This window comes from Ruegeria sp. N4 (genome assembly GCF_056531425.1).
Map to the genome: position 1 here is coordinate 476,885 of NZ_JBQFLT010000001.1, position 23,254 is coordinate 500,138.

Here is a 23,254-nt window from a genome sequence, read left to right on the forward strand (position 1 = left end):
ATGCGGGCAGGCAGATGCCAATGTTATGGCCCGATTTGTCTGGACAATTCTTGCAGGTTTGGGTCGTCCGGGATGCGCCCTAGGCCTTCTATCAAGACCTCACGCGCGGCATCCGGCCCCCGGTTGATCTGCGCCAGTTGCACCAGCATCGGCCAGGCCTCGGCCCGTTGCGGATCAAGCGTGACAACCTCGCGAAACGCCCGTTCGGCGGCAGGTGCATTGCGGAAGGTCAAGGCCATGCCGCCCAGCACCATATGGGTCTCGGGGAAATCCAGACGGTTGGCAATTGCGCCCTGCCATTCGGACATCGCCTGCCCGGCCAGGGCCTGCTGATCCGATCTCAGGGCTTGGGGCGGAGTGTTCAGAAACTCTTTCGCCGCCGATATACGCACATTGCGCAACGGATCAGATAAAAGCGGCTCAAGCCGCTGCACCTGTTCGACGAGGGATGCCTGTCGCTGCAAGGCGACCGCATTGGCCCGTATTAGCGGGTCGGCATCCGCCAGCAGCGCAACTGTCGCCTCTGCCACGTCTGCAGAGCCAAACGGTTGCAAAAGATAAGCTGCCGTGGCCCGGACGATGCCCGGCTGTGCGGGGTCGAGAGCAATGGCCAGCAACCCTTCGGGGCTGTCTGCCTGCCCCGCCATCGCCGGGGCAAAGGCCGACCCGAAATGCGGGCCGCGATGCGATGAATTCGGGAACCATTCTTCAATCCGGGCAGCCGCCCAAGGCTGATCCCTGTCCTCATGGCAATCGGTGCAGGCGTCCTGCCCAAACCCCAAATCCGGGCGCGGCACGCGGAAACTGTGATCGCGGCGACCATCGACGCCCATATAGACACGTTCGATCATATGACAGGTCTTGCACTGCGCACCCACGCTGTCCTCGGGGTGGTGGTGATGCGCAGACGTGTCGTATTCCTTGCGCGCCAAAGTCGGAAAATCGGGGTTACCCGCCGGGGAATGGCATTGCGTGCAAACGCCATTGCCATCGGCCCGCAGCTCGGCGCTATGGGGTTCGTGGCAGTTCATACAGCCAACGCCCTGCGCATACATCTTCGATTGCAGGAACGAGCCGTAGACATAAACCTCGTCCAGTATCTGCCCGTCCGGGTGATAGGTTCCGGGCCGCAGCAGGGCCAGATTATAGGCATCGTGATAGGGCGTGCCGGGCAGAGGGTTGCCTTGCTCATGCGCCTCGCGCCGGGAATGGCACCCGGCGCATTGCTGGATTTCCGCCTCGGTCTGGCCCCTGCCCCATGACATCAAAAAGCCAGTGTCGCTTAATCCTTCCGCAACCGACTTCCCGCCAACCCAGTCGATATGCGCCGAGCCCGGACCATGGCAGGCCTCGCACCCGACACCGATTTCGACCTGACGGGACTGATAGGCTCGGGTTTGAACGTCATAGTTCTTTTCGAACCCCGTCGCGTGGCATTCGGCGCAGCGTGCGTTCCAATTCTTATACGGCCCAGTCCAATGCAGCCCGTCATCCGGCGGCAGGTCCTGATCGGGATAGAGGTGGAACCAACGCTTGTTTTCGGTGTCCCAGACCACATCAAAGCTCTGCAGTCGTCCGGGTTCGGTTTCGAACAGATATTGCTGCAAAGGCTCGATCCCGACGACGGAATGCACGTCATAGCTGGTCGTTACGCCATCTTTTTCGGTCACATCCGCATAAGGCGTCGCACCACGATAGCCAAAACGGACCGACATGCCGTCATGTTCGAACACCGTGCCGTCAAAATCCGCGACCAGCGCCCCGTCTTCAACCCCGGTCCAGGCCAATGCGTGATGGGATTGGGCCCAGGCGGCTGTTTCTTCGGTATGACAATCGGCGCATTGCTCGGATCCGACATATGATGGGGTCTGAGCGGTGGCGATCCCGGATATCAACACTGGAATCGCAAAGACGAACCACTTCATGCGCCGATATCCTCGCTATGCAGATCCATCAACGCGCCGTTATATTCCGCGCCCAGGATCAGGATCGCCGCGCAAAGGTACAGGAAGATCAGCGCGGCCATGGCCCCGGCCAGACCGGCATAGGTGGCGCTGTAGCTGGCGAATTGGGCGATATAGATCGAAAAGGCCCAGCCGCCGCCGCCCAACAGCAGCAGGGTCAGCACCACGCCCGGAAGGATCTGCATCACCCGGTGGCGCCGCGTCGGCAGAACAAGATGCGCCAGCAGTATGGTCGCCACCGGCACGGCCACGGTAAAGGTCCAGCGCAGCCGGTCCACCGAAAGCCAAGTCGAGACATCCACGTCCGTATGCTTGGACACCAGCGTTGTGTAGACGGGCAGCACGACCTCGACCGCAGCGACGATCAGAATGGCGGCCCCGCCCAGAATGACCAAAACGATACACAGCAGCCTCGTCTTCCAGAACGGCCAGCTGTCCCGGTCGTGATAGGCCTGATTCATCGCAGCCCGCACCGCCGCCACCCCGTTCGAAGCAAAATACACCGCCAGCAAACCGCCGATCGTGATCACGCCCGAGCTTGACCCCTGAAGAACCGCCCGCAGTTCGGACACAATCGGACCAGCCACATCCTGTGGCCATGCGCCGAAAATCAGGTCGATCAACTCGTCCGTCACATAGCCTTGCGACAACGTCCCTGCCAGCGCCACGGTGAACAGTACAAACGGAAACAACGCCATCATCATCGACATGGCGACATGGCTGCTCATGACAAAGCCGTTTTTCTCGCTGAACCGCCGAAACGCCAGAAACAGCGCTTTGATCAGACGGCCGGATAGTAGAATCGATGGTTGCGACATTCTGAAACCCTAGCCCGCCCGCAGCCCCGGTAGAACCCGGGAAGTCGTAAATCCCGATATATAAATAACTGACTGCATTGCATAAACTTACCCGGCTGTGCAGGATCAGGACAACCCGACACGCTTTGCATGCGCCCGCCCTATCATAGTTCAGGTTTGCGAATGACCCTTGATCCAAACAGCCCGAAAGATCGCTATCGCCCCAGCCTGTCCGTGGTACGCGACAGTTGTATCATCGCAGCTCTGGTTGTTTTGGGGCTGTATGCGGGTGCCGCTTTTCTGATTCCGTTGACGATGGCCCTGTTGATCAATGTTCTGATCATCGCGCTCAGCGACCGGGTCATTGCGGTGACCCGAGCCCCCGTCTGGCTGGCCAATATTGCCGGAGTAACCGTGGTTTTGGCCGGTTTGTTCATGATCATGTATATTCTGGGCAGTCAGGCGACACAGTTCGCCCGCAGCATCAACACGTATGAGACCCAGTTCGATGATGCGGTGAACCGCGTGGCGGGGCTGGTGGGCAGTGATGTCACGACCTTCATTCGCGACAATCTGGTCAGTATCGACATGTCTTATCTGGCGCGGCTGTTGCTGGGCAGCGCGACCTCGCTGCTGAATCAGTTCTTTCTGATCAGCCTTTATGTCGCGTTCCTGATGGCCGAACGACTGGCCTTTCGCAAGAAAATCCAACTGGCCGCAGGCAACCCCGAAACCGGCAAAGAGTTTTCGGCGATGCTGGATGCAATTTCATTCAGCCTGCAGCGTTATGTGGGGGTCAAAACCCTGATCAGTCTGATCACGGCGGGCATCAGCTACACCGTCTTCCGCATCCTCGGACTGGAATATGCCGAAACATGGGCGGTTCTGACCTTTGCGCTGAACTTCATCCCCTCGATCGGGTCGATCATTGCCGTGGTCTTCCCGGCCATGATCGCGCTTGTGCAATTCGAAAGCATCGGCCCGTTTCTGGTGGTGGTTCTGGGCTGCGGCACCATCCAGTTCCTGATCGGCAATTTCGTAGATCCGGCGATGCTGGGCCGGTCGCTGAACATGTCCACGTTTCTGGTCGTTCTGGCCCTGATGTTCTGGACCACCGTCTGGGGCCTTATCGGAGCGTTCCTGAGCGTGCCGTTAACCGTTTGCATCCTGATCGTATTCAGCCACATCCCCGCCTTGCGCCCGGTGGCCATCCTGATGTCGCTGGACGGGCGACTAGGGGATGATCAGCCCTGACCTCAGCTTTGGCAAAGCGCGATCAGAGCCGGGCGGTCCTGTAGCTTGAGGCGCCCATAGCCGCCAGCAATCAGGCCCTGTTTGATCAGCCGTTGCAGCGTCCGGTGCAGCGTCGGCGGGGATACGGCGATCATCGCGGCCAGTTCCTCTTGCGAAACCTGTAGCCAGCCATCGGCGTCTGCGGCAACCTCCTCCAGATGCAGCAACCGCAGGATCAGACGCTTTTCCGTACCCGTTACGCCAAGGTTGGCAATGATCCGCAGGGCTTTTTGCATGTTTTCATGTGACAACACATAGAAATCGCGCAGGTATTCCGGGTTTTGCTGCACCATCCTGTCCAGCATGGCCGACGGAAAAAACAAGGCCTCGGTGTGCTTTGTCGCGACCACCCCAACCAGCCGGTGCGCGTTGGCAAACAGCGCCAGATCACCGACCCAGAACCCACGCCCTTCCTGATGCAGAACGTACTCCTGCCCGTCATCCGCAGGGGTGGTCAGCCTGACACCACCATCCAGCACGCCATGAATGCCGTCTGCCGGATCACCGTGGTTATACAGCGCTTCTCCGGCCTCATACCTGCGGTGTACGGCGCAGGCCATCAACGCCGTTCGGAACCCGGCAGACCGGGTTTGCAGCCAATTTGAATCTTGCAACGGCTTGAGATCAGGTTTGTTTTTTAACATCGGTATATTTGAAAATCATCATGTGATAAGTTTTGGCCCATGCTGTTGGCCTAATTTGGTGCCAAGCGATTCCTGCGCAAGCTGGGCTTGAACAGGACGTTTACAGCTATCCGCAGAGTAGTCGATCCGGCTCTCGACGTTAAAGCACAAAAAATTCTCTCGGGCGGTTCTGCCCGCAAATTCAGGAGCAAGACATGCGACCTTCTATTCAATTGGTGGAACACTGGCGTACTGGGATACGCCGCGCAGCCGTCGGTGCGCTTTCGGTGCTTTTGGCCCTGCCCGCCTGGGCGCAGGATCAAAAGCCAAACATTCTGGTCATCTGGGGTGACGATATCGGTCAATCCAATATCTCGGCCTATACGATGGGCCTGATGGGGTATCGCACGCCCAATATCGACCGTGTCGCCAAAGAAGGCATGATTTTCACCGATTATTATGGCGAGCAGTCCTGCACCGCCGGTCGGTCGTCTTACATCATGGGGCAATCGGTTTTCCGCACCGGCCTGTCCAAGGTTGGCCTGCCCGGCGCGAAAGAAGGCATGCAGGTCGAAGACCCCACCATCGCCGGCCTTTTGAAAGACCATGGCTATGTCACAGGTCAGTTCGGCAAGAACCATCTGGGCGACCGAGATGAACACCTGCCTACAAACCACGGATTTGATGAGTTTTTCGGCAATCTCTACCACCTGAACGCCGAAGAAGAACCCGAACATGAGGACTATCCCGGTGACGCGATCCTGCCTGACGGGCGCACCTTCCGCGAAGCCTATGGTCCGCGCGGCGTAATCCGCTCCTCTGCCGGGGGCGAGATTCAGGACACCGGCCCTCTGACCCGCAAGCGGATGGAGACGGTGGACGAGGAAACGCTGGAAGCAGCCGTTGAGTTCATTCGCGAAGCCAACGCCAACGGGACGCCGTTCTATGTCTGGTGGAACGGGACGCGAATGCACTTCCGCACCCATGTGAAAGACGAGATGCGGCAGCAGGCCAATGAGATCTTTGGCGGTCCGGCGGACGAATACACCGCTGGCATGATCGAACATGACATGCATGTGGGCCAGTTGCTTGACCTGTTGGACGAACTGGGCATCGCCGACAACACCATCGTGCATTACTCGACCGACAACGGACCCCACTACAACACCTGGCCCGACGCCGCCTCGACCCCGTTTTGGGGCGAGAAGAACACCAACTGGGAAGGCGGCTGGCGCGTGCCTTCGATGGTGCGCTGGCCCGGGCAGATCGAGGCCGGTTCGGTCAACAACGAAATCGTGCATCACATGGACTGGCTGCCGACCTATCTGGCCGTTGCCGGGGACCCCGAGATCAAGGACAAGCTGAAAGCAGGCTATTCCTCGCCCGCGATGGGCCGCGACTACAAAGTGCATCTGGATGGCTACAATATCCTGCCCCTGCTGACTGGTGAGACCACCGAAAGCCCCCGTCGCGAGATCTTCTATTTCACCGACGATGGCGATCTGTCGGCGTTGCGCTTTGACGACTGGAAACTGATCTTCCTTGAGCAGAAAGCATGGGCAACCTTCCGTGCGTGGATGGAGCCGTTCACCGAACTGCGCGTGCCGATCATCGTTAACCTGCGCCGCGACCCGTACGAGCGTGGTTATCGCACCTCGAACACCTATTACGACTGGATCCTCGACCGGGCGTATTTCCTGGTGCCGGCGCAGCAATATGTGGGCAACTTCCTGAGCACCTTCCAGGAATTCCCGCCACGCCAGAAAGCCGCTAGCTTCAGCCTGGATCAGGTGATGGAAAAGCTCAGCACACCGACAGGCAACTAAGCTCGCCTGCCACTCAGGGGGCCGCCGATGATGGCGGCCCTTCCTTTATTGACCGGAGTAATTCTCATGCTGCGATTAACCGCTGTTGTGTCCGCACTTGTCCTGCCCCTGATGGCACAGGCTGACCCGCTGCCAAGCTGGCAGGATACCGATGCCCGCACCCGGATTATCGACTTTGTCCAGGGCGTGACCGATCCGGATGGCCCCGACTATGTTACCCCATCCGACCGAATTGCCGTGTTCGACAATGACGGCACCCTTTGGGCCGAACAGCCCGTCTATTTTCAGTTCATTTTTGCCATGGATCGCCTTGCGGACATGGCCGAACAGGATCCGTCGATCCTGACCACCCCAGCTTTGAAGGCCGCAGCCGAAGGCGATCTGGCCACGATCCTGCACGGCGGGCATGACGCGCTGATCGAAGTCGTCAATGCCTCGCATTCCGGCACCAGTGTTGCCGAGTTTCAGGCCGCCGTGGCCCAATGGCTGGAAACGGCGCGCCACCCGGATACTGATTTGCCTTACGATCAAATGACCTATCAGCCGATGGTCGAGCTGCTGCGTTATCTGCGTGACGAAGGGTTCACCACCTATATCGTCTCGGGCGGCGGCATCCATTTCATGCGGGTCTTTGCCGAAGATGCCTATGGCATTCCCCCTCATCAGGTGTTGGGCACCTATGGCAATACCAGTTTCGACCATGTCGATGGCGTGCCCACCGTGATCAAAACGCCGGGCATCGCTTTCATTGATGACAAGGAAGGAAAGCCGATCAATATCGAACGCACCATAGGCAAGCGACCGATCCTTGCGGGCGGAAACTCGGATGGGGATTTTGCGATGATGGAGTGGGTCACCGCAGGCGATGGGCCCAGATTGGGTGTCCTGATACATCACACGGATGCAGACCGCGAATGGGCTTATGACCGCGAAAGCCCAATTGGCACGCTGATCGATGGGTTGGACAAAGGCCCCGATCTTGGGTGGGTGATCGTGGATATGGCGCAGGACTGGTCTCGCGTCTACACTGGGGCGAACTAAAAACCACCCGGATCCTGGAACCTTATGTGGACATTGCTTGTTTCGACCGCCGTTTTTGCCCTGTACGTAACGGCGGTCGTGTTTTCCGTTCGCGCCGCGCAGACCGCCCGAACCCCGCAAGGTGCGGTGGGTTGGGTGGTCTTTCTGGTGTCGGCCCCGTTCTTTGCCGTGCCCATGTACCTGTTTCTGGGCCACCACCGGTTTCGCGGCTATCGCATCGCACGACAAGAAAGCGAGCGTGTGGTCGAAGGCATCAAAAGCTTTGCGGACTATTCCAAGCCCGATCCGTCCACGATGTCGATCAACCCCCGCCCGTTCGAGTTTCTGGCCCACCTCCCGGTGTCGCGCGGCAACGGGGCCGAGTTGCTGATCGACGGGCAAGCCACGTTTGATGCGATCTTTGATGCCATCGATGCGGCCAAAAACTACATCCTGATCCAGTTTTATATTGTACGCGCCGATGATCTGGGTCTGAAACTGCAGCAAAAGCTGATCGCTGCCGCGAAACGCGGCGTGCATGTCCGGTTCATGACTGATGCTGTGGGCAGTTACGGGCTGCCGACCGAGTATCTTGAGACAATGCAGACTGCCGGGATCGACGTTGCCAACCCTAAGGATCAGCGCGGGCCGAATTTCCGGTTCCAACTCAACTACCGCAATCACCGCAAAACCGTAGTGATCGACGGCGAAATCGGGTTTATCGGCGGGCACAATATCGGTGTCGAGTATCTTGGCCAAAGCAAGCATTTCGGCCATTGGCGCGATACGCATATCAAGATGACCGGGCATATCGTCCGCCAACTGCAACTGATCTTTACCGAGGATTGGCATTGGGCCCGCGACGAAGACCTGATCGACGAAGTTGATTGGGCCGGAACCGAGTCCGAGCAGGATATGAACGCCCTGCTGGTCGCAACCGGGCCCGGCGACGATACCGAAACCGGGGCGATGCTGTTCTTTTCCGCCATCGCCGAGGCGAAGGAACGGCTGTGGATCGCCTCACCCTACTTCGTGCCCGATATCGACATCATGACCGCCCTGCAACACGCGGCGATGCGTGGCGTCGATGTGCGAATCCTCGTGCCAGACATGATCGATCACCGACTGCCCTGGCTCGCTGCCTTTGCCTATTTCGATGAGGTTCGCGACTGCGGCGCGCGGGTGTTTCGTTACACCGACGGGTTCATGCACCAGAAGGTGTTTGTGGTTGATGACACGCTGGCCGCGGTTGGAACAACAAATCTGGACAACCGTTCCTTCCGCCTGAATTTTGAGGCGATGGCCCTGTTCTTCGATCAAAGGGCAACGCAAGCCGTTGAACGGATGCTGCTGGCGGATTTCGAGAACTGCTATGAACTCACCCGGTCTTTGCAACAACAACCGGCCCATATCCGGTTCGGCGCTCCGCTGGCCAGGCTGTTTGCGCCCATCCTTTAGGAAAAGAACCGTTCCTGAAACACGCGGGTCATCAGGGCCACCATATAGGCGGTGGACAGGCCAAAGGCCAAAAGCCCCGCGACTGACGCGAACGAGCCGAAAATTCGCAACGCCTCGCCCAAAACGATGTCGCCATAGCCCAGCGTGGTGAATGTGACCAACGAGAAATAAAGCGCCGTGTTCCAGTCGGGCAGCACCTCAAGCAGGACCCACACAACCGCCCAGATCCAGACCTGAATGGTGTGTGTCAGAACAATGAACACTAAAGCCATTGCAATCGGTGCAGCAGTCGCCAGAAAAAGCCCGCTTTTGGACCATTTCGGCTCCATCCTCATGATGACGATGGTGCACCAGGTCAGCAAAAAGATCTCGACCACAAAGCAGAGCCCCAGAAAGGCACTGCCCCATACAATCTGGTGCAGCAAGCTCATGTTTTTTCACCCTGAATTGCAGTAATGACTCTGTCAGCCAGAATGGCCCGTGCCGCGCCTTGGCACAAGCCCGGTTGGCGGATTTTGCCCCTGCGGCGAAACGCACCGGGGGTCGGTCTGCACTGGACATAGGTCAAAACTGTTGCACATCCTGCTGGGAAAAGTGGGTCGGTCGATGCTGTTGACAATAGACAAGGTGCAGAAATCCTATCCCGGCGGGCGGCCGGTGCTGCGCGACGTGTCGCTGGAACTGGATCAGGGGCAGACTCTGGCGCTGACCGGAGAAAGCGGCAGCGGCAAATCCACGCTGCTGAACCTCGCAGCCGCTTTGGATCGGTTCGACGGGGGCGAGATCACGCTGAACGGAGCGCGCCTGTCCTCGCTGGATGATGCTGGACGGGCCGACCTGCGCCGCCGGCATGTTTCGTTGGTGTTTCAGCAGTTTAACCTGATCCCGTCGCTGACGGTTGCGCAGAACCTCTCGTTCCACGCCCGACTGGCCGGGTGCCATGATCCCGACTGGAGCGCCCATCTGGCGGACAGGTTGGGATTGTCCGATCTTCTGGATCGCTTCCCCGAGAACCTGTCCGGCGGGCAACAACAACGGGTCGCCATTGGCCGCGCCATGGGCGCGCGCCCGAAACTGTTGCTGGCAGATGAACCCACGGGCAATCTGGATGAAACCGCCAGCACCACTGTGCTGGACCTGATGCTGTCGCTTGTCGCGGATACAGGCGCGGCGCTGCTACTGGTCACCCATTCCGCCGAAATTGCTGCGCGGCTTGAACGGCGCGTGCATCTGGCCGGTGGCCGGATCCAATGACCGGACCGGTCATACAAGCGTTGCTGTCCCATTGGCGCGCGCACTGGCTGCAACTTGCGACATTGCTGATCGGGATCGCCTTGGCCACTGGTCTGTGGTCTGCGGTGCAGGCGATCAATGCCGAAGCGCGCGCCAGCTATGCCCGCGCAAACGCACAACTGGCACTTGGTCAGTTCGATGAGCTGCGCGATCCCACCGGCCCCATCCCCGTTGCGCGTTATGCCCAACTGCGTCAGGCCGGTTGGCAGGTCGCGGCTGTGCTCGAGGGTACTTTCCGTGTCGGGGGGCGGACAATGCGTCTGATGGGCGTGGATATGGTGGCCTACCCGGCCCTGCCCGCCGTGACCGAGACCGAACAGGGCGCCGACCCACCCAACCCAGCGGATATGTTGACCGCGCCTGGGCGTCTCATAGTGCATCCCGATCTTGCACCTGTTCTGGAACCGATAATCGATCTGCCGCCCATTCTGCTGTCCCGGTCCCTGCCCCCGGATGTCATTCTGACCGACATTGGCGTGGCCGAGACTCTGCTGGGTCAACCCGGTGCGATCTCGCGCCTTGTCGTTCTGCCAAACCAGCCGCGCGGGCGGTTGCCACTGTCGGATGTCGCACCGGAACTGCAACAGATCAGCCCGGATTCGCAGGTCGATACCGCGCAACTGACCGACAGCTTCCACCTGAACCTGACAGCCTTTGGACTGCTGTCCTTCGCCGTTGGCCTCTTCATCGTCAATGGCACGGTCGGGCTGGCTTTTGCCCAACGGCGCGGGATGATCCGAACGTTGCGCGCCCTGGGTGTTTCGATGCGGCGGCTGGTCTGGCTGATCCTGGCCGAGTTGACCCTGCTGGCCTGTATCGGCGGCGCACTGGGACTGATCCTGGGTTTCTTTCTGGCAGGCGCGCTGCTGCCCGACGTGGCCGCAACATTGCGCGGGCTATACGGCGCGCCTGTGACGGGACAGTTGACCCTGCAAACCGAATGGGCGCTTGCGGGGCTGGCCATGGCGCTGCTGGGCACCTTGGGGGCCAGCGGCCACGCGCTTTGGCGTTTGGCCCGGATGCCACTGCTTGAAGGGCCCGGCGTGCAGGCCTGGAGCGGTTCGGGACAGACACACCGATTGGCCGGGGTCATCGGAGTGTTTCTGATTGTCGGCGGTACTCTTTTCTATACCAGCCTCGGTGGCCTGCTTGCCGGATTTGTCTTGCTCGCCGGATTGTTGACCGGGGCCGCCCTGTTGCTGCCCCTGCTTCTGTCTATCGCCCTATCGGTAGGTGCTAAACAAGCGCGCGGCCCTGAATCGCAATGGATCTGGGCCGATATGCGGGCGCAATTGCCGGGGCTTTCTCTGGCACTGATGGCCCTGCTGCTGGCGCTGGCTGCAAATATCGGCGTTGGCACCATGGTCTCCAGCTTCCGGCTAACCTTCATCGGATGGCTCGACCAACGCCTGACCGCCGAAATTTATGTGACTGCCCAAAATGACCAGCAAGCCAGCGAGATGGCCGTATGGCTGGCCCCTCAGGTCAATGCGATCCTGCCGATCCGCAGTGTCGAGTTGCCTCACACCACCGGGCCTTTGTTCTTGTATGGGGTCGTAGACGATCCGGTCTACCGGGATAACTGGCCGTTGATTGCCCGATCCGATGGCGATTGGAACAGGGTGATGGCGGGTGAGGCCATTTTGATCAATGAGCAACTGGCCCGCCGCGCGCAGCTTTGGCCGGGGGATGTTTTGACGATCGCGCCGGACCATCAATTGCCAATCGCGGGCGTCTATTCCGATTATGGCAACCCCACCGGTCAGGCGATTGTGTCCATGACCAAACTGGATCAGATCGCGCCGGGGACAGACGCAAGGCGCTTTGGGATACGTATGAACCCGGGCGCGGCGACCGAGATGGCGCAATCGCTACGCGCGCGTTTCGATCTGCCGCCCCGAAACGTGGTGCAGCAGGCCGCGATGAAGGCGCAATCGCGGGCGATTTTTGAGAAAACCTTTGTCGTGACCTCCGCACTCAACATCCTTACGCTTGGGGTCGCCGGGTTCGCCATTTTAACCAGCCTTCTGACCTTGTGGACCCAGCGCCTGCCTCAGATCGCGCCGGTTTGGGCCTTGGGTTTGAATCGCGCAGAACTGGCGAAATTCGAGCTGTTGCGCAGTGTTCTTCTGGCGGCGTTGACAGCCTGTCTGGCACTGCCTTTGGGGCTGGTTCTGGCCTGGGTGCTGCTTGCTGTCATTAATGTCCAGGCCTTTGGATGGCGCCTGCCGATGTACGTATTCCCGTGGGATTGGCTGTATCTGTTTCTGCTGACGTTGGTTGCCGCACTTGTCGCAGCCGCCCTGCCCGCGCTGCGACTGTTACGCCTGCCCCCCGCCAACTTACTGAGGGTTTTTGCCAATGAACGTTAAGGCCCTTTTTCTGATCCTATTTTGCTGGCTACCGATACCCGCTCTGGCGCAAGGCTACGCGGGTCTGGGCGGCTCGGCGGATGGGTTCGACGTGCCGCAGAGCGACTTTCAATATGTCTTTCCAAGGGATCACGGCGCGCATCCCAGCTATCGCATCGAATGGTGGTACCTGACAGCCAACTTGATGGGCGAAGACGGGCGCGACTATGGCATCCAGTGGACACTGTTCCGATCCGCCCTGAAACCCTTTGACACCGACGGCTGGCAAAGCCCGCAGATCTGGATGGGTCACGCAGCCGTCACCACTCCCGAACGCCATTACTTCGCGGAACGCCTGTCGCGCGGCGGCATCGGTCAGGCCGGAGTAACCGCCCAACCCTTTGCCGCATGGATCGACGAATGGCGTATGAGCGGGCCGGATTTCGACTCGCTGTCGCTGACTGCGAATGGAGCGGATTTCGGCTATACCCTATCCCTGAACGCCCAAGGTCCGTTGGTCTTTCACGGAGACGGCGGATATTCCGTGAAATCCGCAGACGGTCAGGCGAGCTATTACTATTCCCAACCGTTCTACGCCGTCGAAGGCACCCTGCATTTGCCGGACGGAGACATCGCCGTCACCGGTCATGCCTGGCTGGATCGCGAGTGGTCGTCGCAGCCCTTGGCCGAGGATCAAAGCGGGTGGGACTGGTTCTCGCTCAGCTTCGATGATGGTGACAAGCTGATGGCGTTTCGCCTGCGCGGGGCACGGAGTGATTTCACGGCGGCCACGTGGATCAATGCGGATGGCAGCAGCCAGACACTGCCTGATGGATCGGCCCAGTTCACACCACTTGAAACCGCACGCGTTGCGGGTCGGGATGTGCCAATTCGATGGAACGTCACCCTGCCTGACCGCGACATAAACGTCGAGGTTTCGGCCCTGATCCCTGACGCCTGGATGGCGACGCGATTTGAATATTGGGAAGGCCCTGTCACGGTCTCAGGCAGCCACGCAGGGCGCGGCTACCTTGAGATGACCGGGTATTAAAGCGTGCGACCTTAATTCTGAGACAGGAATACCCTGCCACGCCTACGGCGCTCTCGGGCTATTCCTGTCGCATGATACTTCAGCTCAAAGGTCGCACACTCTGGATCAGCGGACGACGTAGACCGAAACCGCCGCGTGACGCACTACGCGCGCAGCGTTGGGGCCCAGAAGGTAATCCTTGAAATCCGGTTTGTGCGCCCCGATCACGATCAGGTCCGACCCGGCGCTGTCGGCGGTTTTCAGGATTTCCTGATAGGCCGTACCAGTTGCGACCACATGACGGATCGAGGCATTGCGGTCCGAGCCCAACGCCGAGACACACAGCGCGGTCAGTTTGTTATGGGCCTCTTCCAGCGCCTTGTCGTGGAAGTCGGGCTCGAAAAAGCCCGACACCCAGCTTTCCCCGAAATCGGGCAGAACCGTGACCACATCCAACTGGGCCCCATCCAAATCCGCCAACGCTGCGGCCTGTTTCAGGACCGGGCTGTCCAGATCTCCGTTACTGATATCGACGGCGCAAAGAACTGACTTTGTCATGCGGGCACCTCTTCTTGTCTGGCGGCACGGCCACGTTGCAGGAAGGCGATCAGACCCAGCAAGAGCATCGCCGGAAGGTAGATCAACTGCTTGGGCGGTTGGCTGGACGGCAGGCTGACCGAGGTCAGGCGCACGGCCTCATCCCCGTAATAGTCGAAGATGCCCAGCTCATCCGCGACCGGCGCGCCAAACAGCGGCTCTTCCAGTTTGATCAGCCCGTCTTCGGGGATCAGCAGCAGGCCCATCGCTTCGACCCGAGCCGCGCCGCCCTCTTCTTCACCCACAGTGACGACGACCGTCGTGTCGACCATTTCCAACGTGTCGAAATCCGGCCCGGACACGACCAGTCGCACCTCGGACCCCGGTGGCGTCTGCCCGATCGTTTCTTCAAACGCGGCGGGTTCCACCGACTGGAACGGGGGTGAGATCCGGTCCATGAAGAAATCCGGTCGGAACAGCGCAAAGGCGACAAAGATCAGCGCAACGCTTTCGTAAATCCGACTGTGGGTCAGGAAATAGCCCATGGTTCCGGCGGTGAAGACCAGAATGGCGATGGTCGCAAATATGGCGACGATTATACCTTCGACCCATGTCACATCGATCAGCAGCAAGTCGGTGTTGAAGATGAACACAAACGGCAGCGCCACGGTGCGCAAGCTGTAGAAGAACGCGGTAAACCCGGTCTTGATCGCATCACCACCGGACACGGCAGCCGCCGCGAAACTGGCCAACCCGACCGGAGGCGTCACATCCGCCATGATCCCAAAGTAGAACACGAACAGGTGCACCGCGATCAGCGGCACGATCAGCCCGCTTTGCGCGCCCAGTTCGACAACCACACCGGCCATCAGCGAGCTGACAACGATATAGTTCGCCGTGGTCGGCAGGCCCATGCCCAGGATCAGGCTGAGAATACCGACCATGATCAGCATCAGGATCAGGTTGCCGCCCGACAGGAACTCGACCAGATCGGCCATCACTTGGCCCACACCAGTCAGGGTCACGGTGCCCACGATCACACCCGCCGTGGCCGTGGCCAGGGCGATCCCGATCATGTTGCGCGCACCGTCGATCAGGCCCTGCCACAGATCGGCAACACCATCGATAAAGCGATTGTAGACATCGCTTTCACCCCGGAAGATCGCCTTGAGCGGTTTCTGCGTCAGAAGGATCACGAACAGCAAGGCAGTCGCCCAGAAGGCTGACAGGCCCGGCGATTTCTGCTCGATCATCAGGAAATAGACCAGCACGATGATCGGCAGCAGGTAGTGCAGACCGGCCTTGTAGATGTCTGCGATGACGGGCAGTTGCACCTCTTTGGCGTTCGGATCATCCGGTTCCAGATCCGGCACTTGCGCGGCCAGATACAAAAGCGCGACATAGACCGCACAGACAATCAGGCTAAGCACCAAACCGGCCGCCGACGGCACCCATGCGGTCACCGCGTCGACCGGGAATTGCGAGCCATAGCAGAGACCGGCAAAGACGATGAAGAAGGAGAACATCCCCACAACGGTCCGCGCCAGATGCACGTCACGGTCGCCCAGCGTGGGCATGTTCCGCTTCACGGCTTCCAAATGCACGATATAGACCAGCGCGATGTAGGAAATCGCGGCAGGCAGGAAGGCGTGGGTGATCACCTCGACATACGAGATGCCCACATATTCCACCATCAGAAAGGCCGCAGCGCCCATCACGGGGGGCATGATCTGGCCATTCACGGATGAGGCAACCTCGACCGAGCCCGCCTGTTCGCTGGAAAAGCCCACGCGTTTCATCAGCGGGATGGTGAAGGTGCCGGTGGTCACAACATTGGCGATGGACGAGCCCGAGATCAGGCCGGTCGCCGCCGAACCAACAACCGCCGCCTTGGCCGGACCACCGCGCAGGTGGCCAAGCGCGCCAAAGGCCATTTTGATAAAGTAGTTCCCTGCCCCGGCCTTATCCAGCAACGCGCCGAACAGCACGAACAGGAACACGAATTTGGTCGAAACCCCAAGCGCGATGCCAAACACGCCCTCGGACGTGATCCACATATGGCTCATCGCCTTTTTCAGGCTGGCACCCTTCCAGCGGATAACCTCGGGCACCCATTCGGACGAGCCGAAGAACACGTAGGCCAGAAAGATCGTCGCGATGATCGCCATTGCGGGACCAAGCGCGCGGCGTGCGGCCTCGAACAGCAACAGCAGACCGCCCAGAGCGACCCATTTGTCCGTGTCATCGGCCAAACCGCCCGCATCGACGATTTTTTGGTAGAAGAAATAGCCGTACAGCGCGACAAACGCGCCCAGCAGGCCCATGATCCAGTCCTGAACCGGAATATAGTTCCGAGGGCTGGACTTCAGCGCCGGATAGGCCGCAAAGGCCAGAAACATGGCAAAGGCCAGATGGAACTGCCGCGAATTGTTCACGATACTGCCGGGCAATATGTAATTCGCCAGCGGCGAGGCCAGAACCACCTGAAAGATCGACCAGATCGCTGCCACAATGGCCAGGAATATCCCGACATTACCGACCGGGTTGCGCCCACCCGCATCGGAGGAAGCAACTAATTCCTGTAGCTCTTCTTCGGATAGCGGACGATTGGATTGTGTGTCGGAACTCATGCAAATGTCTCCCCGTCGCGGCCTTTTGCGGCCTTCTGAATCACCCGTTTGCTACGGGTTTGGGTGGCAGGGCGCCCGTGGGCACCCTGCTTTGGGTCCGGGTTACTGAATCCAGCCTTTTTCTTTGTAGTACTTCTCGGCACCCGGGTGCAGCGGAGCCGACAGGCCGTCCGCGATCATCTCTTCGGGCTTGAGGTTGGCAAATGCCGGGTGCAGCTTTTTGAAGTCGTCGAAGTTCTCGAAGACCGAGCTGACAACCGCATAAACCGCGTCTTCCGACACATCCGCCGAGGTCACGAAGGTTGCGCCGACACCAAAGGTTGCGGTGTCACCGTCCGATCCGCGATACATACCACCCGGGATGGTCGCGGTCCGGTAGAACGAGTTGTCGTCGACCAGCTTGCTGACCGCGTCACCGCTGACATTCACCAGAACGGAATCGCAGGCTGTGGTTGCTTCCTGAATCGAACCCGAGGGGTGGCCGACTGTATAGACCATCGCATCGATCTGGTTGTCGCAAAGGGCCGCCGACTGTTCAGCCGCCTTCAGTTCGGTCGCCAGTTCGAAATCATCGGTGGTCCAGCCCATTTCGCCCAACAGGACTTCCATGGTGCCGCGCTGACCGGAACCGGGGTTGCCGATATTGACGCGCTTGCCTTTCAGGTCCTCGAAGTTGGTGATGCCGGCATCGGCACGGGCCACAACGGTGAACGGCTCGGGGTGAACCGAGAAGACGGCGCGCAGGTTTTCGAACGGACCAGCCTCTTCGAATTTCGAAGAGCCGTTATAGGCATGGTACTGCCAGTCGGACTGCGCCACACCGAACTCCAGCTCGCCCTCGCGGATGGTGTTGATGTTGTAGACCGATCCACCGGTCGATTCGACCGAGCAGCGCACGCCATGTTCCTTGCGGCCCTTGTTCACCAGACGGCAGATCGCGCCACCGGTCGGATAGTAAACTCCGGTCACGCCGCCGGTACCGATTGTGATGAACTCTTCGGCATAGGCTGCCGGTGCCATCATCGCCGCGGTGACAAATGCGCCGAGGCTAAGCTTGCTGCTGTTTTTCATGTAAGAACTCCCATTTTTTATTGTGTGAGCGGGAAAGAACAAAAGCCCCGCGAATGCGAGGGACGCGCCGATACGTCAGATCAGTTCGTCATGCAACCCGTGCAACTTTTGAATTTTTCCAATGTCTCCCAACAATTTCGAGGTTTCATTCCGAGACGCGAGTTGTCAAGTGTGCCTTGTCGATACTTCGCCCATTCGCTCAGATGTGACGCGTCTTTTGGAACTTTCCCCGTGGGAAACGAACCGGCCTTTAGGTGGCGGGACCATGACTTGACAGGCTGGAACGTTCATCTAACGTGATCAAAAGTTTGTGATTACTATTTTACCGAGCATCTGAAACATGCCGATCACCACCTATGAACTCTACCTGAGTACCGATCTGGTGTTTTCCGGCAATACGGTCTCGTTGGTTGGGGGCTATGATGGCAGCAACGATGTCATTCTGGTCGTTGACGATGACGATGACGTGCTGGATGGGGACCTGTTTCGCAACGAAGACGGCAACGACACCAACCAGTTCGGAACCGCCACTTTTGCGGACGGCACGGTTTTGGGTGGTCCGACAACTACGGTATATTCAGAACAGCAATATACCCTGACGGCACCCGATGGCAGCACCATCACGCTGTATCAGATCGAAGTTGACTCGAACCCGAACTCTACCGCTGGCGCTGGGATACTTGCCGGGTATCTGCCGTCCGAACCTCTTGCCCCGGGCGTTGTTTATACAATCACCGTGTCGAACACGATCCCCGGCAACTCGCCTCAATATGACGACATTGAAGGGGCTGTTTGCCTGACGCGGGGCGCGGGGATTGCCACGCCGGGTGGGCTGATTCCGGTGGAAATGCTCAAAGAAGGTGATCTGGTCGAAACCCGAAACGGTGCCAAGCCCATCCGTTGGATTGGGTCTTGCAAGCTGGATGCAAGCGCCTTGTCCCGAAACCCGAAGCTCCGGCCGGTTCGCATCACTCAGGGCGCGTTAGGCAATGGTTTACCAAACCGGGACCTGCTGGTTTCACGCCAGCACAGAATGCTCATCTCCTCGCAAATCGCCAAACGGATGTTCGGGCAAACCGAGGCGCTGGTTGCCGCCGTCAAGATGACCGAATGGCCGGGCATCTACGTGGACAACAGCGTTGACAACGTTGAGTATTTCCACATCTTGCTTGACTCTCACGAGGTGATCTTTGCCGACGGCGCACCAACCGAAAGCCTGTTCACAGGCCCTGAAGCCCTAAGAATGTTCCCCGCCGCCCTGCGCGAAGAAATTCTGACATTGTTTCCAGAGCTGGCACATTCAACAGCACAGATCGAACCCGCCTGCATTGTTCCAAACGGCAAACAGCAAAAAACACTGATCAGCCGCCACATGAAGAACAACAAACCGTTTCTCAGCATGTATCAGGGATAAAAATGTGGTGCCCAAGGAGAGACTCGAACTCTCACGCCCGTGAAGGCGGGGGATTTTGAATCCCCTGCGTCTACCATTCCGCCACTTGGGCCACGGACACTGGATTAGCGCCCAGAGCGGGGAAGGTCCAGAGGCAAAAATCAACCTTCGTAGCGATTGTTTGCACCCCAGCGGTTGACGGGTCCACGGGTGCGTGATTTGGCTGGCACGGTCAAAGACCGGAATCTGAGTAAACCATGTTACGATCGCTTTACGATTGGACCATTCGACTGGCCGAGCATCCTCGGGCGATTTGGGCGCTGGCGATTGTCGCCTTTGTCGAAAGCTCATTTTTTCCGATCCCGCCTGATGTGCTTATGATCCCGATGATTCTGGCCCGCCCCTCACGTGCTTGGCTGATTGCCGGCGTTGCTCTGGTGGCCTCGGTTTTGGGCGGTCTGCTGGGCTATGCGATCGGAGCCTTTGCCTATGAAAGCATCGGCCAACCCATTCTTGAGGCGATGGGCAAAGCCCACGCAATGGAAGACTTCAACACCCGCTTCAACGATTTCGGCTTCTGGGCTGTGCTGGCGGCGGGGGTGACGCCCTTCCCTTACAAGGTCATCACCATTATGTCGGGCTGGACGGGCATGCCGCTTGGAACCTTCGTCGCGACCTCGATTCTGGCGCGCGCGTTGCGGTTCTTTCTGGTGGCAGGCCTTCTTTGGAAATTTGGCGAGCCGATCCGGGACTTCATTGAAAAGCGTCTGGGCCTGATGTTCACGCTGTTCATCATCCTGCTGTTCGGCGGCTTTCTTGCGGTGCGATACCTATGACGAAACGCGCAACCTATGTGGTGCTGGCGGCTGGCGGATCAGCCGCCCTGTTGCTGGGGGCCTGGGCCTTTCAGTATGTCGGTGGGTTGGCACCGTGCAAAATGTGCATCTGGCAGCGCTACCCCCACAGCGTCGCCATTGTGATCGGCGCATTGGCGTTGGCCCTGCCAACTGTTCGCTTGCTGCCCCTGGCCGGTGCCCTGGCCGCGCTGACAACTGCCGTCATCGGTCTTTTTCATGCGGGCGTCGAGCAAGGCTGGTGGGAAGGCCCGACCAGCTGCACCTCGGGCGATATTGGGGGGCTATCGGCGCAAGAGCTGATGGATCAGATCATGTCCGCCCCGCTGGTGCGCTGTGATGAGATCCCATGGCAGATGCTGGGCCTGTCCATGGCTGGTTGGAATGCGGTAATCTCGGCGGTGCTGGTTCTGTTCTGGCTCGCCGCCTGGCGCGCGAAGGCTTAGATTTCGTCCAGTTCAGCATCCCAGTACAGGAAATCGATCCAGCTTTCGTGCAGGTGGTTCGGCGGAAACTTTCGCCCGATATTGCGCAGCGCTTCGGCATCGGGCTGACGCGGTGGTTTGCGCAGGGTCATGCCTGCCTGGCGCAGTGATTTGGACCCTTTGCGCAGGTTGCATGGACTGCACGCCGCAACCACATTCTGCCAGCTTGTCACCCCACCCGCAGCGCGCGGCACTACATGATCAAACGTCAGGTTGTCGCGACTGCCACAATACTGGCAGCGGAACTCATCCCTCAGAAATAAATTAAAGCGCGTGAAGGCCACGCGCTTTCTGGGTTTTACATAGTCTTTCAAAACAACGACCGAGGGTATTCGGATCTCGGTGCTGGGGCTTCGGACGACTTCGTCGTATTCAGCCACGATGTCCACCCTGTCCAGCCAGGCAGCCTTGATCGCCTCTTGCCAGGGCCACAGCGACAGCGGGTAATAGGACAAGGGGCGGTAATCGGCATTCAAAACCAGCGCCGGGTGATGCTTGAGCGTCCCCGGCTCTCTTACAAATTCGGTCCTGAAGTCTCCGTCCATAACAGAATCGCTCCTCGCTCTCAGCTGCCCGTTTGTGACACCAGAGCGGGGAGCACCCGCCCCGGCCTTAAGATAACTATATATCGTGGTAAATCTCTGACAAGCCCTGAGTTTCCACAATATCTCGAAGACTGGGTAAGCCTGTTCCGTAACAGGCGCATGACAGTTATCCACAGGTTGCACACAGTGTGTTTTGCAGGCTATGGCGGGGGCATGTCGTGGTTCATTCGATTCAACAAACCTTTTGACGTGCTGCCGCAGTTCACCGATCGCGGCAGCGCCGAGTCGCCACGTCGAACACTGTCCGATTTCATCGATCTGCCGAGGGTCTACCCGGCCGGGCGGCTGGATCGGGACAGCGAGGGGTTGATGCTGTTGACTGATCATGGGCGGCTGCAGGCGCAGATCTCGGACCCCAAGCACAAGATGGCCAAGACCTATTGGGTTCAGGTCGAAGGCGAGCCCGATGCAGCCGCGCTGAAGGCGCTGCGCGATGGGGTCGAATTGAAAGACGGCCTGACCCGCCCCGCCAAAGCGCGTGAGATGGACGAGCCGGATGGCCTTTGGCCCCGCACGCCACCGATCCGCGAACGCAAGTCCGTGCCGGACAGTTGGATCGAGTTGACGATCCGCGAAGGCAAGAACCGACAAGTGCGCCGGATGACGGCGGCGGTCGGGCTGCCGACCCTGCGCCTGATCCGCTATCGCATCGGCGACTGGACGCTGGATGATCTGGAGCCCGGCCAATGGGACAGCCTGCCCCTGCCCGACCTCAACACGGCCCCGCAGCGCAAACGCGACCGCCGTACGCGGCGGTGACACGGGCGGCTCATCTCTGCTAAAATGCGGGTATGAAACTCACGCCGGACATACCTGCCCCGTCGGCCATTCTGGAGGCCGCGCTTTACGTTGACGATCTGGACGCGGCAGAGCAGTTTTATGGTGAGGTTCTGGGGCTGGAGCGCATTCAGCGGATCACCGATCGGCATGTGTTCTACCGTGTCGGCGGGTCCGTCCTGTTGCTGTTCAACCCGGATCAGACCGCGCAACCGCCCCTGAACCCGGACCTGCCCGTTCCGCCGCATGGCGCGCGGGGTCCGGGGCATGTCTGCCTTGTGCTGACACGCGACGAAATCTCCGCCATGCGCAAGCACCTGTTGGACTGGAACGTCCCCATCGATGCCGAGTTCGATTGGCCCAGCGGTGCGCGATCTCTTTATATCCGCGACCCGGCGGGCAATTCGGTCGAGTTTGCCGAAGGTCACTTGTGGGGTTGAACCCGACTAACCAAGCGGCTGCTTCTGCCCACCCGTGATCGTGTAGAGTTCGCGAGAGGTCAGGCCAACCTCACCCAAGGCCGCGCGGAACACGGCCATATGCGGTGTCGCAAAATGTGCCTCTAACGCGGCCTGATCCTGCCATTCCTCATAGACGCGGAAGCGGTTGGGATGTCCCAGCACCTGACTGAATTCATAGACCAGACAGCCGGGCTCTTTCACGGTTTCCGCAACCATCGCCTGAGCGGCCTCGCGGGCCTGTTCAACCCCGGCCTCGTTCACTTCGACAATTCCTGTGACAACCAGCATTACGCTCCCTTCCTCAGATCATAACGTTTCGAGACTCGATTGACCGGGGTGCCGTCGCGCAGCGGAACGCCATACGCGACCGAGTAGTCCCGGAAACCCATTTTTTCGTAATACCTTAGGCCAAGAAGGTTATCCGCCCGGATCGTGGCGTTGATCGCAGAAAACCCCAGCGCGCAGGCCGTCTTCTCCGTCTCGTCAAACAAGGCCCGGCCCGCGCCGCGCAGCACCGGGTTGCGGCGGGTGAAGGTTGCGATATCGGCGCACTCATCGGGCAACGCGTCATAGGTGCCCAACCACTGAAACCCGGCAACCGCGCCCTGGTCGTCCAAGGCAACATGGCAACAGATCTTATCAGCACCATTCAGATAGCTTTGCGCGAACAATGCCTCTGAAAACGGGATTTCAAATGCGGTCGTGCCACCCGCCGCGATGATGTGGTTGAGGATGCGGCAGGCCTCGGCCACATCCTCGGGCATCATCGGGCGGATGGCGATCATC

Annotated in this window: 22 protein-coding genes and 1 tRNA gene; 12 read left to right on the top strand and 11 right to left on the bottom strand. The window is 59.4% G+C overall.

Annotated features, from left to right (window positions below; all coding sequences use genetic code 11):
• Positions 1–23: 23 nt before the first annotated feature.
• Together ACR0LW_RS02360 and ACR0LW_RS02365 are read right to left on the bottom strand one after the other, a co-directional pair.
• Complete coding sequence (locus ACR0LW_RS02360; RefSeq protein WP_480881478.1) at positions 24–1,925, bottom strand: cytochrome c3 family protein; 1,902 nt, start codon at positions 1,923–1,925, stop codon at positions 24–26.
• Entirely contained in the window at positions 1,922–2,782 is an 861-nt protein-coding gene (locus tag ACR0LW_RS02365; RefSeq protein WP_480881479.1) for a YihY/virulence factor BrkB family protein, read from the bottom strand. The genes ACR0LW_RS02360 and ACR0LW_RS02365 overlap by 4 nt, the downstream gene beginning before the upstream one ends.
• Positions 2,783–2,944: 162 nt before the next feature.
• Here ACR0LW_RS02365 and ACR0LW_RS02370 point away from each other — a divergent pair, with 162 nt between their 5' ends.
• Positions 2,945–4,015 (top strand): AI-2E family transporter, encoded by a 1,071-nt coding sequence (locus ACR0LW_RS02370; protein WP_480581072.1) that lies wholly within the window; start codon positions 2,945–2,947, stop codon positions 4,013–4,015.
• A gap of 2 nt (positions 4,016–4,017) precedes the next feature.
• Here the strand turns inward: ACR0LW_RS02370 and ACR0LW_RS02375 are convergent, their stop codons facing one another.
• Positions 4,018–4,668 carry a Crp/Fnr family transcriptional regulator gene (locus ACR0LW_RS02375; RefSeq protein ID WP_480581070.1) on the bottom strand — a complete coding sequence of 217 codons (651 nt, stop codon included), beginning with the start codon at positions 4,666–4,668 and terminating at the stop codon, positions 4,018–4,020.
• A 224-nt stretch (positions 4,669–4,892) separates the two neighbouring features.
• Between ACR0LW_RS02375 and ACR0LW_RS02380 the strand changes: the two genes are divergently transcribed.
• From ACR0LW_RS02380 to cls, 3 genes are all read left to right on the top strand, one after another.
• A complete protein-coding gene (locus tag ACR0LW_RS02380; protein WP_170450554.1) occupies positions 4,893–6,503 on the top strand; it encodes an arylsulfatase in 1,611 nt (536 codons plus the stop codon).
• Between the two features lie 66 nt (positions 6,504–6,569).
• Positions 6,570–7,544, top strand: coding sequence for an HAD family hydrolase (locus tag ACR0LW_RS02385; RefSeq protein WP_480881480.1), 975 nt, complete (start codon positions 6,570–6,572; stop codon positions 7,542–7,544).
• A gap of 24 nt (positions 7,545–7,568) precedes the next feature.
• Complete coding sequence (cls, locus tag ACR0LW_RS02390; protein ID WP_170629879.1) at positions 7,569–8,981, top strand: cardiolipin synthase; 1,413 nt, start codon at positions 7,569–7,571, stop codon at positions 8,979–8,981.
• Here cls and ACR0LW_RS02395 read toward each other — a convergent pair.
• On the bottom strand, positions 8,978–9,412 hold the full coding sequence (locus ACR0LW_RS02395) for a potassium channel family protein (protein ID WP_170450548.1): 435 nt from the start codon (positions 9,410–9,412) through the stop codon (positions 8,978–8,980). The genes cls and ACR0LW_RS02395 overlap by 4 nt on opposite strands.
• Positions 9,413–9,587: 175 nt before the next feature.
• Here ACR0LW_RS02395 and ACR0LW_RS02400 point away from each other — a divergent pair, with 175 nt between their 5' ends.
• The 3 genes from ACR0LW_RS02400 to ACR0LW_RS02410 are packed head-to-tail and all read left to right on the top strand — an operon-like array spanning position 9,588 to position 13,676.
• Entirely contained in the window at positions 9,588–10,235 is a 648-nt protein-coding gene (locus ACR0LW_RS02400; RefSeq protein ID WP_480581065.1) for an ABC transporter ATP-binding protein, read from the top strand.
• The gene (locus ACR0LW_RS02405) at positions 10,232–12,646 is read left to right on the top strand and encodes an FtsX-like permease family protein (RefSeq protein ID WP_480881481.1); all 2,415 of its coding nucleotides are present in this window, start codon (positions 10,232–10,234) and stop codon (positions 12,644–12,646) included. Before ACR0LW_RS02400 ends, ACR0LW_RS02405 begins: the two co-directional genes overlap by 4 nt.
• Positions 12,636–13,676 carry a lipocalin-like domain-containing protein gene (locus ACR0LW_RS02410; protein WP_480581061.1) on the top strand — a complete coding sequence of 347 codons (1,041 nt, stop codon included), beginning with the start codon at positions 12,636–12,638 and terminating at the stop codon, positions 13,674–13,676. The genes ACR0LW_RS02405 and ACR0LW_RS02410 overlap by 11 nt, the downstream gene beginning before the upstream one ends.
• 105 nt (positions 13,677–13,781) lie before the next feature.
• Here the strand turns inward: ACR0LW_RS02410 and ACR0LW_RS02415 are convergent, their stop codons facing one another.
• The 3 genes from ACR0LW_RS02415 to ACR0LW_RS02425 all read right to left on the bottom strand — a co-directional run bounded on the left by ACR0LW_RS02415 (position 13,782) and on the right by ACR0LW_RS02425 (position 17,893).
• Complete coding sequence (locus ACR0LW_RS02415; protein ID WP_170450539.1) at positions 13,782–14,213, bottom strand: universal stress protein; 432 nt, start codon at positions 14,211–14,213, stop codon at positions 13,782–13,784.
• Entirely contained in the window at positions 14,210–16,822 is a 2,613-nt protein-coding gene (locus tag ACR0LW_RS02420) for a TRAP transporter permease (protein WP_480881482.1), read from the bottom strand. Before ACR0LW_RS02420 ends, ACR0LW_RS02415 begins: the two co-directional genes overlap by 4 nt.
• Positions 16,823–16,924: 102 nt before the next feature.
• Positions 16,925–17,893 carry a TAXI family TRAP transporter solute-binding subunit gene (locus ACR0LW_RS02425; RefSeq protein WP_170450535.1) on the bottom strand — a complete coding sequence of 323 codons (969 nt, stop codon included), beginning with the start codon at positions 17,891–17,893 and terminating at the stop codon, positions 16,925–16,927.
• Positions 17,894–18,233: 340 nt separating this feature from the next.
• On the opposite strand from ACR0LW_RS02425, the gene ACR0LW_RS02430 reads away from it, so the two are divergent.
• The gene (locus ACR0LW_RS02430) at positions 18,234–19,307 is read left to right on the top strand and encodes a Hint domain-containing protein (protein ID WP_480780621.1); all 1,074 of its coding nucleotides are present in this window, start codon (positions 18,234–18,236) and stop codon (positions 19,305–19,307) included.
• A 5-nt stretch (positions 19,308–19,312) separates the two neighbouring features.
• Here the strand turns inward: ACR0LW_RS02430 and ACR0LW_RS02435 are convergent.
• Positions 19,313–19,398: transfer RNA gene (locus ACR0LW_RS02435), tRNA-Leu, on the bottom strand.
• A 145-nt stretch (positions 19,399–19,543) separates the two neighbouring features.
• Between ACR0LW_RS02435 and ACR0LW_RS02440 the strand changes: the two genes are divergently transcribed.
• Together ACR0LW_RS02440 and ACR0LW_RS02445 are read left to right on the top strand one after the other, a co-directional pair.
• Positions 19,544–20,122, top strand: coding sequence for a YqaA family protein (locus ACR0LW_RS02440; RefSeq protein WP_480881483.1), 579 nt, complete (start codon positions 19,544–19,546; stop codon positions 20,120–20,122).
• Positions 20,119–20,586 (top strand): disulfide bond formation protein B, encoded by a 468-nt coding sequence (locus tag ACR0LW_RS02445; RefSeq protein WP_480881484.1) that lies wholly within the window; start codon positions 20,119–20,121, stop codon positions 20,584–20,586. Before ACR0LW_RS02440 ends, ACR0LW_RS02445 begins: the two co-directional genes overlap by 4 nt.
• Here the strand turns inward: ACR0LW_RS02445 and ACR0LW_RS02450 are convergent.
• Entirely contained in the window at positions 20,583–21,170 is a 588-nt protein-coding gene (locus ACR0LW_RS02450; RefSeq protein WP_170450414.1) for an HNH endonuclease, read from the bottom strand. The two genes, ACR0LW_RS02445 and ACR0LW_RS02450, sit on opposite strands and share 4 nt — an antisense overlap.
• A 213-nt stretch (positions 21,171–21,383) precedes the next feature.
• On the opposite strand from ACR0LW_RS02450, the gene ACR0LW_RS02455 reads away from it, so the two are divergent.
• Both ACR0LW_RS02455 and ACR0LW_RS02460 read left to right on the top strand, forming a co-directional pair.
• Entirely contained in the window at positions 21,384–21,989 is a 606-nt protein-coding gene (locus ACR0LW_RS02455) for an rRNA large subunit pseudouridine synthase E (protein ID WP_170453029.1), read from the top strand.
• Positions 21,990–22,021: 32 nt separating this feature from the next.
• Positions 22,022–22,447, top strand: a complete 426-nt coding sequence (locus tag ACR0LW_RS02460) for a VOC family protein (RefSeq protein ID WP_480881485.1) — start codon at positions 22,022–22,024, stop codon at positions 22,445–22,447.
• Positions 22,448–22,453: 6 nt separating this feature from the next.
• On the opposite strand, the gene ACR0LW_RS02465 is transcribed toward ACR0LW_RS02460, so the two are convergent.
• Together ACR0LW_RS02465 and ACR0LW_RS02470 are read right to left on the bottom strand one after the other, a co-directional pair.
• The gene (locus ACR0LW_RS02465; RefSeq protein ID WP_170518777.1) at positions 22,454–22,756 is read right to left on the bottom strand and encodes a putative quinol monooxygenase; all 303 of its coding nucleotides are present in this window, start codon (positions 22,754–22,756) and stop codon (positions 22,454–22,456) included.
• Positions 22,756–23,253 (bottom strand): N-acetyltransferase family protein, encoded by a 498-nt coding sequence (locus tag ACR0LW_RS02470; RefSeq protein WP_480881486.1) that lies wholly within the window; start codon positions 23,251–23,253, stop codon positions 22,756–22,758. The genes ACR0LW_RS02465 and ACR0LW_RS02470 overlap by 1 nt, the downstream gene beginning before the upstream one ends.
• Position 23,254: the final 1 nt, after the last annotated feature.

Excerpts from the sequence above, each read along its gene's own strand:
- ACR0LW_RS02420 (WP_480881482.1), bottom strand. The coding sequence starts at position 16,822 with ATGAGTTCCGACACACAATCCAATCGTCCGCTATCCGAAGAAGAGCTA.
- cls (WP_170629879.1), top strand. The coding sequence starts at position 7,569 with ATGTGGACATTGCTTGTTTCGACCGCCGTTTTTGCCCTGTACGTAACG.
- ACR0LW_RS02385 (WP_480881480.1), top strand. The coding sequence starts at position 6,570 with ATGCTGCGATTAACCGCTGTTGTGTCCGCACTTGTCCTGCCCCTGATG.
- ACR0LW_RS02445 (WP_480881484.1), top strand. The coding sequence starts at position 20,119 with ATGACGAAACGCGCAACCTATGTGGTGCTGGCGGCTGGCGGATCAGCC.
- ACR0LW_RS02465 (WP_170518777.1), bottom strand. The coding sequence starts at position 22,756 with ATGCTGGTTGTCACAGGAATTGTCGAAGTGAACGAGGCCGGGGTTGAA.
- ACR0LW_RS02410 (WP_480581061.1), top strand. The coding sequence starts at position 12,636 with ATGAACGTTAAGGCCCTTTTTCTGATCCTATTTTGCTGGCTACCGATA.
- ACR0LW_RS02440 (WP_480881483.1), top strand. The coding sequence starts at position 19,544 with ATGTTACGATCGCTTTACGATTGGACCATTCGACTGGCCGAGCATCCT.
- ACR0LW_RS02450 (WP_170450414.1), bottom strand. The coding sequence starts at position 21,170 with ATGGACGGAGACTTCAGGACCGAATTTGTAAGAGAGCCGGGGACGCTC.
- ACR0LW_RS02455 (WP_170453029.1), top strand. The coding sequence starts at position 21,384 with ATGTCGTGGTTCATTCGATTCAACAAACCTTTTGACGTGCTGCCGCAG.
- ACR0LW_RS02370 (WP_480581072.1), top strand. The coding sequence starts at position 2,945 with ATGACCCTTGATCCAAACAGCCCGAAAGATCGCTATCGCCCCAGCCTG.
- ACR0LW_RS02395 (WP_170450548.1), bottom strand. The coding sequence starts at position 9,412 with ATGAGCTTGCTGCACCAGATTGTATGGGGCAGTGCCTTTCTGGGGCTC.
- ACR0LW_RS02405 (WP_480881481.1), top strand. The coding sequence starts at position 10,232 with ATGACCGGACCGGTCATACAAGCGTTGCTGTCCCATTGGCGCGCGCAC.
- ACR0LW_RS02460 (WP_480881485.1), top strand. The coding sequence starts at position 22,022 with ATGAAACTCACGCCGGACATACCTGCCCCGTCGGCCATTCTGGAGGCC.
- ACR0LW_RS02425 (WP_170450535.1), bottom strand. The coding sequence starts at position 17,893 with ATGAAAAACAGCAGCAAGCTTAGCCTCGGCGCATTTGTCACCGCGGCG.
- ACR0LW_RS02380 (WP_170450554.1), top strand. The coding sequence starts at position 4,893 with ATGCGACCTTCTATTCAATTGGTGGAACACTGGCGTACTGGGATACGC.
- ACR0LW_RS02365 (WP_480881479.1), bottom strand. The coding sequence starts at position 2,782 with ATGTCGCAACCATCGATTCTACTATCCGGCCGTCTGATCAAAGCGCTG.
- ACR0LW_RS02430 (WP_480780621.1), top strand. The coding sequence starts at position 18,234 with ATGCCGATCACCACCTATGAACTCTACCTGAGTACCGATCTGGTGTTT.
- ACR0LW_RS02400 (WP_480581065.1), top strand. The coding sequence starts at position 9,588 with ATGCTGTTGACAATAGACAAGGTGCAGAAATCCTATCCCGGCGGGCGG.
- ACR0LW_RS02360 (WP_480881478.1), bottom strand. The coding sequence starts at position 1,925 with ATGAAGTGGTTCGTCTTTGCGATTCCAGTGTTGATATCCGGGATCGCC.
- ACR0LW_RS02415 (WP_170450539.1), bottom strand. The coding sequence starts at position 14,213 with ATGACAAAGTCAGTTCTTTGCGCCGTCGATATCAGTAACGGAGATCTG.
- ACR0LW_RS02470 (WP_480881486.1), bottom strand. The coding sequence starts at position 23,253 with ATGATCGCCATCCGCCCGATGATGCCCGAGGATGTGGCCGAGGCCTGC.